This is a genomic window from Spiroplasma endosymbiont of Asaphidion curtum (assembly GCF_964031085.1).
Taxonomy (GTDB): Bacteria; Bacillota_I; Bacilli_A; order Mycoplasmatales; family Nriv7; genus Nriv7.
The window spans coordinates 402,919-415,906 of sequence record NZ_OZ035001.1; the positions used below are offsets into that span (position 1 = coordinate 402,919).

Annotated in this window: 19 protein-coding genes; 12 read left to right on the forward strand and 7 right to left on the reverse strand. The window is 23.9% G+C overall.

Annotated features, from left to right (window positions below):
• The first annotated feature begins 11 nt into the window (after window positions 1-11).
• The gene (locus tag AAHJ00_RS02445) at window positions 12-422 is read left to right on the forward strand and encodes a hypothetical protein (RefSeq protein WP_342224392.1); all 411 of its coding nucleotides are present in this window, start codon (window positions 12-14) and stop codon (window positions 420-422) included.
• Between the two features lie 178 nt (window positions 423-600).
• On the opposite strand, the gene AAHJ00_RS02450 is transcribed toward AAHJ00_RS02445, so the two are convergent.
• The 4 genes from AAHJ00_RS02450 to AAHJ00_RS02465 form a co-directional block, all read right to left on the reverse strand.
• The gene (locus tag AAHJ00_RS02450) at window positions 601-987 is read right to left on the reverse strand and encodes a transposase family protein (protein ID WP_342224601.1); all 387 of its coding nucleotides are present in this window, start codon (window positions 985-987) and stop codon (window positions 601-603) included.
• Window positions 972-1,256, reverse strand: coding sequence for a transposase family protein (locus AAHJ00_RS02455; RefSeq protein WP_342224232.1), 285 nt, complete (start codon window positions 1,254-1,256; stop codon window positions 972-974). Before AAHJ00_RS02455 ends, AAHJ00_RS02450 begins: the two co-directional genes overlap by 16 nt.
• A gap of 104 nt (window positions 1,257-1,360) precedes the next feature.
• Entirely contained in the window at window positions 1,361-2,185 is an 825-nt protein-coding gene (locus AAHJ00_RS02460; RefSeq protein ID WP_342224393.1) for an IS30 family transposase, read from the reverse strand.
• Window positions 2,186-2,343: 158 nt separating this feature from the next.
• Window positions 2,344-3,312, reverse strand: a complete 969-nt coding sequence (locus tag AAHJ00_RS02465) for an integrase core domain-containing protein (RefSeq protein ID WP_342224394.1) — start codon at window positions 3,310-3,312, stop codon at window positions 2,344-2,346.
• A gap of 531 nt (window positions 3,313-3,843) precedes the next feature.
• Here AAHJ00_RS02465 and AAHJ00_RS02470 point away from each other — a divergent pair.
• The 10 genes from AAHJ00_RS02470 to AAHJ00_RS02515 all read left to right on the forward strand — a co-directional run bounded on the left by AAHJ00_RS02470 (window position 3,844) and on the right by AAHJ00_RS02515 (window position 8,450).
• Complete coding sequence (locus AAHJ00_RS02470; protein WP_342224395.1) at window positions 3,844-4,170, forward strand: hypothetical protein; 327 nt, start codon at window positions 3,844-3,846, stop codon at window positions 4,168-4,170.
• A 2-nt stretch (window positions 4,171-4,172) separates the two neighbouring features.
• The gene (locus tag AAHJ00_RS02475) at window positions 4,173-4,394 is read left to right on the forward strand and encodes a hypothetical protein (RefSeq protein ID WP_342224396.1); all 222 of its coding nucleotides are present in this window, start codon (window positions 4,173-4,175) and stop codon (window positions 4,392-4,394) included.
• Window positions 4,395-4,558: 164 nt separating this feature from the next.
• The gene (locus tag AAHJ00_RS02480; RefSeq protein WP_342224397.1) at window positions 4,559-4,789 is read left to right on the forward strand and encodes a hypothetical protein; all 231 of its coding nucleotides are present in this window, start codon (window positions 4,559-4,561) and stop codon (window positions 4,787-4,789) included.
• 165 nt (window positions 4,790-4,954) lie between these two features.
• Window positions 4,955-5,197 carry a hypothetical protein gene (locus tag AAHJ00_RS02485; RefSeq protein WP_338967559.1) on the forward strand — a complete coding sequence of 81 codons (243 nt, stop codon included), beginning with the start codon at window positions 4,955-4,957 and terminating at the stop codon, window positions 5,195-5,197.
• A 24-nt stretch (window positions 5,198-5,221) separates the two neighbouring features.
• Entirely contained in the window at window positions 5,222-6,205 is a 984-nt protein-coding gene (locus tag AAHJ00_RS02490; RefSeq protein ID WP_342224398.1) for a hypothetical protein, read from the forward strand.
• A gap of 6 nt (window positions 6,206-6,211) precedes the next feature.
• Complete coding sequence (locus tag AAHJ00_RS02495) at window positions 6,212-6,496, forward strand: hypothetical protein (RefSeq protein ID WP_338966793.1); 285 nt, start codon at window positions 6,212-6,214, stop codon at window positions 6,494-6,496.
• A gap of 2 nt (window positions 6,497-6,498) precedes the next feature.
• Complete coding sequence (locus AAHJ00_RS02500; protein WP_215826579.1) at window positions 6,499-6,747, forward strand: hypothetical protein; 249 nt, start codon at window positions 6,499-6,501, stop codon at window positions 6,745-6,747.
• A 21-nt stretch (window positions 6,748-6,768) separates the two neighbouring features.
• A complete protein-coding gene (locus AAHJ00_RS02505; protein WP_342224399.1) occupies window positions 6,769-7,161 on the forward strand; it encodes a hypothetical protein in 393 nt (130 codons plus the stop codon).
• Window positions 7,162-7,425: 264 nt separating this feature from the next.
• Window positions 7,426-7,548: a hypothetical protein gene (locus AAHJ00_RS02510; protein WP_342224223.1), complete on the forward strand. Its 123-nt coding sequence runs from the start codon at window positions 7,426-7,428 to the stop codon at window positions 7,546-7,548.
• 78 nt (window positions 7,549-7,626) lie between these two features.
• A protein-coding gene (locus tag AAHJ00_RS02515; protein WP_342224400.1) for an IS5 family transposase occupies window positions 7,627-8,450 on the forward strand; the annotation gives its coding sequence in 2 pieces (ribosomal slippage) (window positions 7,627-8,023 and window positions 8,023-8,450; 825 coding nt in all).
• 50 nt (window positions 8,451-8,500) lie between these two features.
• On the opposite strand, the gene AAHJ00_RS02520 is transcribed toward AAHJ00_RS02515, so the two are convergent.
• On the reverse strand, window positions 8,501-9,451 hold the full coding sequence (locus AAHJ00_RS02520; RefSeq protein WP_342223478.1) for an IS30 family transposase: 951 nt from the start codon (window positions 9,449-9,451) through the stop codon (window positions 8,501-8,503).
• A gap of 227 nt (window positions 9,452-9,678) precedes the next feature.
• Window positions 9,679-10,125, reverse strand: coding sequence for a hypothetical protein (locus AAHJ00_RS02525; protein WP_342224401.1), 447 nt, complete (start codon window positions 10,123-10,125; stop codon window positions 9,679-9,681).
• Between the two features lie 186 nt (window positions 10,126-10,311).
• On the opposite strand from AAHJ00_RS02525, the gene AAHJ00_RS02530 reads away from it, so the two are divergent.
• The gene (locus AAHJ00_RS02530; protein WP_342224402.1) at window positions 10,312-11,694 is read left to right on the forward strand and encodes an Mbov_0401 family ICE element transposase-like protein; all 1,383 of its coding nucleotides are present in this window, start codon (window positions 10,312-10,314) and stop codon (window positions 11,692-11,694) included.
• Between the two features lie 434 nt (window positions 11,695-12,128).
• Here AAHJ00_RS02530 and AAHJ00_RS02535 read toward each other — a convergent pair.
• A protein-coding gene (locus AAHJ00_RS02535; RefSeq protein WP_342223477.1) for an IS5 family transposase occupies window positions 12,129-12,952 on the reverse strand; the annotation gives its coding sequence in 2 pieces (ribosomal slippage) (window positions 12,129-12,556 and window positions 12,556-12,952; 825 coding nt in all).
• Between the last annotated feature and the right edge of the window lie 36 nt (window positions 12,953-12,988).

Genomic DNA, 12,988 nt, shown 5'->3' on the forward strand with positions numbered 1-12,988 from the left:
GGATACTAACTATGCGAAAAATAGTAAGTGGATGTTTAATATCCGTTATTACATTAGGAAATAGTTTTTATCAAGCGATTAATAATCATAAAATTAATGAAATTTATTCTCATAATTATTTTGAAATCTTACAACGAGAAAAAGTTTCTTTTGACCGGAATATTGATTTTATTAACTTAATTATGCAACCTAACGATGATATCTCTGGATGATTTACAGATATTTTAAAAGAAAATCATAAAACTAAGTTAGATAGTAATGATAAAATATTTTTAAGCAAGTGAGATAATATTTTGACTCGCAAAGTATCTAACAATGCCACTAAAATAAAAGAAGGATTGGAAACAATTGGATCATATTTTGAGTTTAATACTTTAGAAGCAATAAACAATATTTGAAACGATAATGATGAAGTTAATTAGACTTCTTGCATTACTTATTAAAATAATTACAAATTATTTGTAAATAAAAAATACTATATAGTAATTTCTAACTTTTATTAGGTTAATACTTATGGATTTTATTAAATGTGTAAATTTTGACACAACAAAAAATTATTTTATTATTTAAATTTAATTTTAAATAAATATTTTATGTTATCTATAATTGCAAATTATAAATTGAAGCAATTAAATTAAATCTTAAACTAAATCGTTTTCTACGATTACGATATTTTTCAGTAATAATTTTAAATTTTTTAAGAATAGCAAAAATATTTTCAATAATAATTCTCATTTTTGAAATTAATTTATTATTATGTTTTTGTTCTTTATTTAAAGGGTTTTTCTTTGTTTTTTTCTTAGGTATTAGAACATTACTATGAATTTTTTGTATTCCTTGATAACCATTATCAACTATTAATTTAGTATTTTTTAAAATTGGGATTTTTGATTCTTTAAATAAACAAAAATCATGCTTTTTACCGAGAGAAAAATTTGTTGCAATAATTATTTTGCTTTCTTTTTCAATAATTACTTGTGTTTTAATAGTGTGTTTTTTCTTTTTTCCTGAATAAGATTGTTTTTGTCTTTTTTTGGGCGTTGAATGGGTGTTTCTGTAGCATCAATAATAATTGTTTTATCATTAAAATAATCATTTATTAATGCTTTTTTACCAGCAAGTTGTTGAAAATCAGGATGTTTGATTAAAATATCTTCAATTCACTTGATATTTCGATAACAACTAGCTTCACTAATATCAAAACTTTTACCAAGATGAAAATAAGTACGATATTCTCGTCAATATGATAAAGTCATCAATAATCTATTTTCTAATGATAATTTATTATTTTTACCACCTCTTTTAAACTTTTTTAACTCAGCTTCTTTTAAAATATGCCAAATTGTAAAGTTAAGTGCAACTAAATTATTTTTCTAACCAAATATTCGATTGGTGAAAGATAATTTAGTATTTTTCTTGGTCTTTGGTTTAAAGACAATATAAATTTATGAACTGCATTTTTAGTAGTATTTGAAAAATTAAATTTTTTAGGAAATTTTTCTCTAATTAAACCATTAGTATTTTCATTAGTACCTCTTTGTCAAGGCGAATACGCATTAGCAAAATAAATTTTCACATTTAAATTTTTTTCAAGTTGTTGTCAATTAGAAAATTCTTTACCCCTATCAAATGTTATAGTCTTAACAAGATTATTTGGAAGAATTGATAAATAATGGCTAATGTTTTCGTTAACAACTTTAGTAGTTCTATTTTCAACTAACATTGCTAAAGTAAATCTTGATGTTCTTTCAACTAAAGTTATTAAACATGATTTACTTTTACCTCGTGATGATACTACAGTATCACCTTCTCAATGACCAACAGTTATACGATTATTAACATTAATATTTCGTTCTTTAATTGATTTACCATTAAATTTACCGCGATTTTCTTGAGATTTTCGTTTCTTACCTTTTCTTCTTAAATTTTTATTAGTAACTTTTTCAAGTAATCCAGAATAAATTCAATTGTAAATTGTTTTAAAACTAATAATTCATTCTTTATGAAAATTTTTAATTCTGCCATAAATTTGTTCAGGCGATCAACCTAATAGTAATTTTTGTTGTACATATTTTACTAATTCTCTATTTTTAAACTTATGAAAATAAACATGTGATTGTTTTCTGTTTTCTGCTTTATTTTGTGCAATTAATGAAAAATAAAGATAGTAATCTGTAAATCACACACAGTTATTAGACTATGCTTCTCTTAATTGATTTCATCATACCATATTTTGTGTTATTAAAATTAAAAAAATTAATTTTATTCACAATAAAAAATATTTAATTCAAAATTTAACCAAATTAAAACATTTTTCAAGAGTTTCTATTATTTTTTAAATAATTATTTTGCAATAATAAATTTATTTAAAGTTTCAAATGGAGTTTTGTAATTCAAGCTTTTATGTTTTCGTTTGAAATTATAAAATGCGTACCACTCATTCAAATGAATTTGTAATTGTTTAACATCAAATTTTATTTCAAAACCACATTTTTTAAACCAAAATAAACTATTATAATTACGGTGAAACCGTTCAATCTTTCCGTTGCTCTGAGGAGAACGGATTGGTGTGATTTCGTGGATAACCCCATTCCTTGAAAGAAAGGCCGTAAAAGGCCTTTCTTTTACTTTGTATGCTTTTTTATTACTTCAATTAGTAGTAGTGAATTCCGGAGCATTATCAGTGCGAATGCGTTTAATTGTTATGCCAAGTTCGCCAAAATCTTTCATTGCTCTTTGCATGGCATTAATGGCATTATTGGTTCCTAAACTATCATACACATATCCAAAAGCAATTCTTGTTATTTCGTCAATGAAATCATAAACATATAATCTATACTTAGCAATAGGAAAATTTTTATCAGTAAACACTTTAGCATCCATTTGTAAAAGACCAATCTCGGAAACTTCATAACGCTTAAAATGGCGTTTTGCTTTTTTCATTTGCGTTTTTATTTCTCCATAGCGTTTGTCTTGTTTAATTCAACGATAAAAAGTATTAATTGATTTGGGGACATTATTTGTATCGATATCATGCACATTTTTTTGATGAATATTATGATAAAGCGATAATACACCGCCCGCACCTACAAATTTGTAATCAAAGTAATAATCACAAATTTGTTTTCTGGTTTCTAATGAAAATTGATATTTAATATTTTTTGGTGTTGTTGATTTGAATTGCAATTCATAAAAGTTGTCTTGATAATAACCATTAATAATTTTTTTAGCTCAAATATAAAATGTCATTTTACTACCACGAAAATATTTTTTAATCAATTTATTTACAGATATGTTATCTGTATTATTCATATATAAGTTGGTACATAAATGGACGCATAAAGTTTTTTTAGGTAGGCAAAGATTTGAATAATTATTAAGACAGTCAGCAATGATTGTCTTTTTATTTTATAAGGTGTTAAAAATTTGTTCTTTGAAAATTAAATACAAGTGAATTAATAATGTTGGTATGTATTAAAGCACGATAAATTGTGGGTGGTCGCCATAACCAAAAGAAGTTTTACCAGTTGATAGATAACATCCTATTAGCTATAGCAATTTGTTTCATTTTGCAATAAAAAAATGAATGGGTGGATTTCCTAAAAATATACACGCTATTAAATTAGTTCCAAGGGTAGGATGCGGATGTTAAAGTGTAGAAATTTCTATATAGGGGTATACTAAGTTTAAAATTATTAAAATCTTTATCTAATTAAAAAAACAAAATTTACTAACAAAGCTTGTTAAACACTTAAATCTGCGATATATAAGTGTTTAAAAAACTTAGTCAACTAACTTAGTTAATGTAACTTAGTTTATAACAAATAAGAAAGGTAATTTATTATGAAAAACATTGAAAACATTTTCTTAAATACTAAAAAATATCTCTTAAAAGAAACACAAAACGCAATGCTTATTAAAGCACCTAAAATTCCATGATTTAATGAACAAATCGGCATTTGGTTTCCAAAGCGATTTGTTTATAAAGGAAAATATGAAAATTCGATTTGTATTGGAATAATAAAAGATAGTAAATATCAAGTAATTTCAATTAATCAACAAGAGCAAGAAACCAAGTTAATTAAAGGGCAAGAATTATTAGGCTTCTTCGTTGCCGAAAAAGAAAACAACAAAAAAGATATAAATTATAACTATTTTAAAGGAGCTTAAAAATGAATATTGCAATTGGACTAATATTTATTATTATCAGCATCATGCTATTGGCATATTTTGCTTATAAAATTTATGCCAAAATAAAAATGCGAATTAAATATAAAAATGCCATTAAAAGTAATACTGGTAATTTTACAAAAGACGAAAAAGTGTTTATTGCTCGCTTTGAAGAATGAGTTAAAACCCCTAATTCAAAAGCAAATAATGCGGATAAAAAATAATGTTTTGAGAAATTATTATGGAATTTTTAAAACTGTTTGTTCCGATAGAAAAAATGCCTGCACAAGTTGCGTTTATTGCCGGATTAATTATTATCATTACTTTTCTTTTCGCATTAATTTCAATTATATATTTACCAATAAAAATGATTTTTGGGAGATAAAAAATGACAGTAAATTTAAAAGAATTTAATTGAGAACAAATTAAACAAACTTTCTGAGATTTGTTTATCCAAATTACAACTATTCCGGCTCATATTAGTGGTGGTAAAGAAATTGATTTAACCCAAGAAACACTTTGACTTTTAATGGCAAACATTGCTTTTTGATTCTTAACAGCGATTATGGTGTGATTTATTCTAATGCTACTTTGAAAAACCATATCAGTATTTAGATAGAAACAAAAGTAATGTCAAGAAGTTACATTGTAATGCATTCACAAAGAAATTCAAAATTAATTAGTAAAAAATACAGTCGTGTTAAGGTTAATCGTGGTTTTAATAAATTTAAGAAAAACTTTGAATATAAATGATGAATGTTTTAAAAAGAAAGGGGGTGATTATATGATTGGAACTTTCTTAACAGAAGCACCAGCAGTAACAAAGATAACAGCTAGTGACGCGATGACTAAATTATGAAATGCGATTATAACAGCGTTTACTAAAATGTGGGAAATTATTGCTGTTAATATGCCACAAGTCGGTAATTTCTTTGCTGACTACTGAATATTCATTTTTCCATTTATTTTGGCAATATTCTTTATTTGCTTTAAAATGTTTGAAAAATTACTTGGAGCTGTACGCTAACAAAAAAATAAAGTGAGGTGCAAGATGAAATTTTGCAAATGAATAATAGAAAAAAATAACCATTTTATTGAATTGAATCGCACCTCATTTTTAATTTTATGACATTGAGGAGCAATTTGATATATTTACAACGGTTATTTTAAAAACATTGTAAGTTATTTATTTTTAGCAGGTTGTATTTTAATTTTTCTTTTTAAAATCAGTAATTTAACACAAATTAACAAAGTTATTAATTTCTTAAAAAATTCACCATTAAATATTGTTATTGGTTCATTAGGAACTGGAAAAACCGCCTTTCTAGTATACGCATCAAAATTATTAAAAAAGAAGAAATATCATATCGCATCAACATTTCCATTACTAGAAACCCAAAAATTAAGTTTAGGACATATGAGATTATTAGATTTTGATTATCCGGTATTGCCAGACAAAACCTTACTTTTATGAGATGAAACCAACTTATTTTTAGAAGGAACTGATTGAGAAAAAAATAATACCAAAAACGAAGAAACCGGTATTCAAGAATATTTCGCTCTGGCACGCCATTTCGGTCATATTGTGCTAGCTAGCGGTCAAAGAGATAAACATATTTGAGTTAAAGTTCGTGATATTGCCAATAATGTGATTGTGGGCATTCGTAAAAAACCCGTTAATATTTTTCGCCCCTACTTAAAAGTCATCTATGGCACCTTTACTAGTATTGAAGAATATGAACGCTGACGAAACACTTTAATTGATGCTAAAAATAGTAAAAAGGGTCGTCGCATTAAATACCGTGATATTCCTGAACTTGATATTTATTTTTTTAAACTAAAAATTCCTCTACCAATATTAAACACTTACAATTCTTTTTACCTAGCGTTTTTAAGAGATTACTTAAATTCAAAAGTAAATCCTGACTATGAAGATAAATACTATACTGACACCGCAATTGATTTAGAAGACTTAGAATACTTAAAAATGGATAAATTCAGCAAATTTTTAAGAAAAATGAAAGAAAAGGAATAATAAAAAATGGAAAATCTCGCAAAAATGGCCGACTTTCTCGCTCAAATGCTTTATAAAGTTTTTGACTTAATTTGAAGTTTAGAAGTGCCGGGAACGAATATTCAACTGATATTTCCTTTATTCTTAACACTGGCTGTAGAGTTTCTTATGGCAATCATTCTTGGATTTGGCAGTCAACAAATTAATTTAGAAAAACAACGCCAATATGCTGTTAAAAATAAGGGGCGTTTAAGTGCATGAGGAAAAGCTAAAAAACAAATAAAACCAATAAAAACAAAACAAGGTAACTAAAAATGTTTAAACTAATTATTATTTTTATCTTAATAACTGTTCTTGGATTGTTGGCTGGTAGTCATTTTGAAACTTTAACGAACTATATTAGCGAGGGACTTGCCAATTTCCAAAAGTTTATTACTAGCAATTTAACAATTTTAGAACTATTTAAACCAATGGCTCGGACATTTTCGCAACACCCAATTTTTACCATTCTTGGTGTCACTTGTGTACTTATTGCTTTATTTATTGTGATTAAAGGACGATAAAAATATGAAAGGAAAATTAAAATGAAGAAACTTTTAGGAAAGTTATTTAAAAAAGATAATTCAAAAGAAAAAATGCCATTAAAATTAAGAATTAAAAATTCTTTTAAAAAGCAGTGGTTAAAAATAGTATTAAGTATCATTTTCATCTTTATAAGTTTATTAATTTGTGCATTAACAGTAATCGATACTAAATGAATAACTGGAACAAGTGACGAATTTAATGATTTTATGAATAAAGAAATGGTTGATTTTTTTGGTAAGTTCAATAGTGTTATTATGCTCGCCGGAATATTTGTTTTTTGATGAGGCGGAGCAATATATTTTGCAATTAAATTTGAAAAATTAATCCGCTTTACTATTCAAAAAATTAAAGCAAAAAAAGCCTTGAAAAATGAAATCAAACAAACTAATTAATTCTTTTAAAAAATATTGATGGAGAATTTTGCCTTACATTTTTATGATTATTATCTTTTTCATTCCATTTTTAAAATTGGGAATTAATGATTTGAAATTATTATATGAAAAATTTGAAGCATTAATTTCACTTATGATACTAGGATATTTAGATATATGCATTACAATAGCGGTAATTATGAACTGTATCATTGAGTGACTTATTAAAAAATTAAAGCTAAAAGAATAATGAAAAATAAAATATTTTAAAAAGGAGTGATAAAAATGTTTATGAAAATATTTACCGTGCTAACTATTAGTTTCAATAACATTTTTACTATTCCACCAAACATTAACAACGAGAAAACGGCAGTGCAATTAGTTAGAAATAAAAGAAAAACTCAATAGACTTCTTGCATTACTTATTTATTAAACAAAATTCCTATAAAATATATTTAAAATAGAAATTATAAGGAATTTAAGATTATGAAATTTGATAAATTTAATTTTATTAATGATAAAGAATTATTACGATTAACTGGAATAAAGCAAAGTACTTTTAATAAAATGTTAAATATTTTAAAAGAAGCTGAGTTAAAAAAGTTTAAAAGAGGTGGTAAAAATAATAAATTATCATTAGAAAATAGATTATTGATGACTTTATCATATTGACGAGAATATCGTACTTATTTTCATCTTGGTAAAAGTTTTGATATTAGTGAAGCTAGTTGTTATCGAAATATCAAGTGAATTGAAGATATTTTAATCAAACATCCTGATTTTCAACAATTTGCTGGTAAAAAAGCATTAATAAATGATTATTTTAATGATAAAACAATTATTATTGATGCTACAGAAACACCCATTCAACGCCCAAAAAAAGACAAAAACAATCTTATTCAGGAAAAAAGAAAAAACACACTATTAAAACACAAGTAATTATTGAAAAAGAAAGCAAAATAATTATTGCAACAAATTTTTCTCTCGGTAAAAAGCATGATTTTTGTTTATTTAAAGAATCAAAAATCCCAATTTTAAAAAATACTAAATTAATAGTTGATAATGGTTATCAAGGAATACAAAAAATTCATAGTAATGTTCTAATACCTAAGAAAAAAACAAAGAAAAACCCTTTAAATAAAGAACAAAAACATAATAATAAATTAATTTCAAAAATGAGAATTATTATTGAAAATATTTTTGCTATTCTTAAAAAATTTAAAATTATTACTGAAAAATATCGTAATCGTAGAAAACGATTTAGTTTAAGATTTAATTTAATTGCTTCAATTTATAATTTGCAATTATAGATAACATAAAATATTTATTTAAAATTGCCAAATTGTAAAGTTAAGTGCAACTAAATTATTTTTCTAACCAAATATTCGATTGGTGAAAGATAATTTAGTATTTTTCTTGGTCTTTGGTTTAAAGACAATATAAATTTATGAACTGCATTTTTAGTAGTATTTGAAAAATTAAATTTTTTAGGAAATTTTTCTCTAATTAAACCATTAGTATTTTCATTAGTACCTCTTTGTCAAGGCGAATACGCATTAGCAAAATAAATTTTCACATTTAAATTTTTTTCAAGTTGTTGTCAATTAGAAAATTCTTTACCCCTATCAAATGTTATAGTCTTAACAAGATTATTTGGAAGAATTGATAAATAATGGCTAATGTTTTCGTTAACAACTTTAGTAGTTCTATTTTCAACTAACATTGCTAAAGTAAATCTTGATGTTCTTTCAACTAAAGTTATTAAACATGATTTACTTTTACCTCGTGATGATACTACAGTATCACCTTCTCAATGACCAACAGTTATACGATTATTAACATTAATATTTCGTTCTTTAATTGATTTACCATTAAATTTACCGCGATTTTCTTGAGATTTTCGTTTCTTACCTTTTCTTCTTAAATTTTTATTAGTAACTTTTTCAAGTAATCCAGAATAAATTCAATTGTAAATTGTTTTAAAACTAATAATTCATTCTTTATGAAAATTTTTAATTCTGCCATAAATTTGTTCAGGCGATCAACCTAATAGTAATTTTTGTTGTACATATTTTACTAATTCTCTATTTTTAAACTTATGAAAATAAACATGTGATTGTTTTCTGTTTTCTGCTTTATTTTGTGCAATTAATGAAAAATAATGATTACTATCTTTATTTCTATTGACTTCTCGAATAATAGTACTAATACTTCGATTAAGATTTTTAGCTATTTCACTAATTTTTACTTTAAACTTCAATTGATTCTCAATATAAATTCTTTCATATATGCCAAGATGTTTGTAACCCATATAAAAACTCCTTGCTTTGTTTTTTCTAAAATAAACTTAGCATCATGAAATTTTTATATGAGATTTTTTGCAATTTTATTTACTTGCACTTACAAGTATAATTCAGCAAATAATAAAATAATTTTTTGTTGTGTCAAAATTTACACATTTAATAAAATCCATAAGTATTAACCTAATAAAAGTTAGAAATTACTATATAGTATTTTTTATTTACAAATAATTTGTAATTATTTTAATAAGTAATGCAAGAAGTCTAATATTTCAATCAGTGGCTCACGGTTACCAGGGGTACTTATAAGTCCGCCCATATTGATGGTTCTTAACGGATCAAGATGCTTTTCATCAATAAGTTCCTGTAACATTTTTTGAATATTATCAGAATAATTTTCATCTAAATTAATTTCTTTTTCAATAATATCAGTTTGGCTATCTGTATTTTTTGAAGATTGGGATTGTTGTTCATCTTGTGTTTTTGGAGTAGTTGATATGTCTTCGTTGTTTTGTCTTTTATTTCTAATTAATTTTTCTAAATTATTTGTTTGTGAATAATTAAGCTCACTATTTAATAATTTATTTTTTGTTCTTTGTTTTCGATTAGGGGCAACTGCAATGACGGTTGATAGTGCATTACCAGTTATTAAAATTGTTCCTAACAATCCTAAAAGTTTTTTCATATTTAATCAAATCCTTTTCGTGAATTTTTGCTAACTAATAAATTTTTATAGTATCGTCCCCCTTAAATTTATAAAATTTAATTAACACAAATTAATTATAAATCATCAAATAAGAATTTTTATCATTTTTTCAGTTTATTGAATACTAAAATTTGTTAAAGTTACTATCAAGAAAGGTAATTTATTATGTTAAAAATTATTAATAATGTAAAAGCCTCAGAAAACAAGCATTGATTTAGTTTATTTACAACCCATAAAAATATGTACACTAACAAATGCGAACAATTAGCTAATGAATATGAAAAATTAGATGAATACTTATATAAATATCATTATCGGTTAAAACAAGGTTATAAAGTAGTTCATTTTGCAAGAAGAACAATTATTACAATTTTTGGTGAAGTTGTTTTTAAACGACGCCGATATAAATATTGAAATCAAAAATTAGGGAAATTTGAATATGTGTGTTTACTAGATAAAGAAATTGGTTTATTGCCTAAACAACGCATTTATTTTGATGTTCAATTTAAAGTTTTAAGTCTTTTGGATGATGGTAAAAGGTATCGCGATGTTTTAGATGCTCTAAATCATTGTTATATTTCAAAAGGTAGTATTTCAAATATTTTAAATAAATATGATATTGCCGAATATTTTCAACTAGCAGAAAAAGAAACTAAAACTAGAATTGATGTCAAAAATAAGGACTTATATATTCAACTAGATGAGACATTTTTAGCAACATTAGATCAGAAAGTTAAACAAGACCAAAGAATTCGTTTAGTTACTTTTCATACAGGACATAAAGAAAAAAATTACAAAAATGCTCGTAGAGAGTTAGAAAATAAACGAGGTCATTTTCTAATGTTAAAAGTTGGTAAACGAATAAATACGATGGGTTATCGTGATTTATTAATTAGAGAATTACAAAAACATTATGTGAATATTAATTATGACAAAATAATTTTTTGTGGTGATGGTGCTACTTGAATTAGAGAAATTGCTAATAGTTTTGGTAATGTTAGATACATTTTAGATAGTTATCATGCTATTAAAAAATTAAAACAAACTGCATTTAATATTATTTTTGAAAATCGCAAAGTAACACTAAATAGTTGAATTAAATTATATAAGGATGGAAATCATCAAGATTTAGTAAAAAACATTCGTAATGTTGCTAAAAATGAATTAAATAAAGATATTAAAATAAATTTAAGAAAGGCGAGTAATTATTTCAGTAATAATAAGCAAGGTATTCATCATCAAAATTTAGAATGAAATATCGGTTGTAGCATTGAAAGTGATGTATCGCATTTAGTAAAACAACAATTAGGATATGGAGCAAAAATATATAATCATAAGAATTTAAATAACTTATTACATTTAAGAATGGCAAATTTAAACAAATTAAATGTATTGCATTACATTAATGAAAATATTAATTCAGAAATAGAAATCAGAAAAGAAATATATAAAAATTCATTATGAAATAAATATAATAATAAAAATGATGATAGTTGAATTAATTATAAAGGTAATGCTGTAATAAATAAATATAATAGATTTAAGTAAGTAAAAATATTAGTTAAAATTTAATAAAATTAATAATTTTTTATTGTGTAAAAATTCAATAATATGATAAAATGAAAACGAATAAAATGACAATAACAAGAAAGGTATGGTTAGTTTAGTAATTAAATAATAGACTTCTTGCATTACTTATTAAAATAATTACAAATTATTTGTAAATAAAAAATACTATATAGTAATTTCTAACTTTTATTAGGTTAATACTTATGGATTTTATTAAATAGACTTCTTGCATAACCTATTAAAATAATAAAAATTTTAAATTTAACCACTTTAAAATAAACATTTTTCTAAAATCTAAAATAATTTTGATAACAATTAACTAGGTTATGCAAGAAGTCTAATGTGTAAATTTTGACACAACAAAAAATTATTTTATTATTTAAATTTAATTTTAAATAAATATTTTATGTTATCTATAATTGCAAATTATAAATTGAAGCAATTAAATTAAATCTTAAACTAAATCGTTTTCTACGATTACGATATTTTTCAGTAATAATTTTAAATTTTTTAAGAATAGCAAAAATATTTTCAATAATAATTCTCATTTTTGAAATTAATTTATTATTATGTTTTTGTTCTTTATTTAAAGGGTTTTTCTTTGTTTTTTTCTTAGGTATTAGAACATTACTATGAATTTTTTGTATTCCTTGATAACCATTATCAACTATTAATTTAGTATTTTTTAAAATTGGGATTTTTGATTCTTTAAATAAACAAAAATCATGCTTTTTACCGAGAGAAAAATTTGTTGCAATAATTATTTTGCTTTCTTTTTCAATAATTACTTGTGTTTTAATAGTGTGTTTTTTCTTTTTTCCTGAATAAGATTGTTTTTGTCTTTTTTTGGGCGTTGAATGGGTGTTTCTGTAGCATCAATAATAATTGTTTTATCATTAAAATAATCATTTATTAATGCTTTTTTACCAGCAAGTTGTTGAAAATCAGGATGTTTGATTAAAATATCTTCAATTCACTTGATATTTCGATAACAACTAGCTTCACTAATATCAAAACTTTTACCAAGATGAAAATAAGTACGATATTCTCGTCAATATGATAAAGTCATCAATAATCTATTTTCTAATGATAATTTATTATTTTTACCACCTCTTTTAAACTTTTTTAACTCAGCTTCTTTTAAAATATTTAACATTTTATTAAAAGTACTTTGCTTTATTCCAGTTAATCGTAATAATTCTTTATCATTAATAAAATTAAATTTATCAAATTTCATAATCTTAAATTCCTTATAATTTCTATTTTAAATATA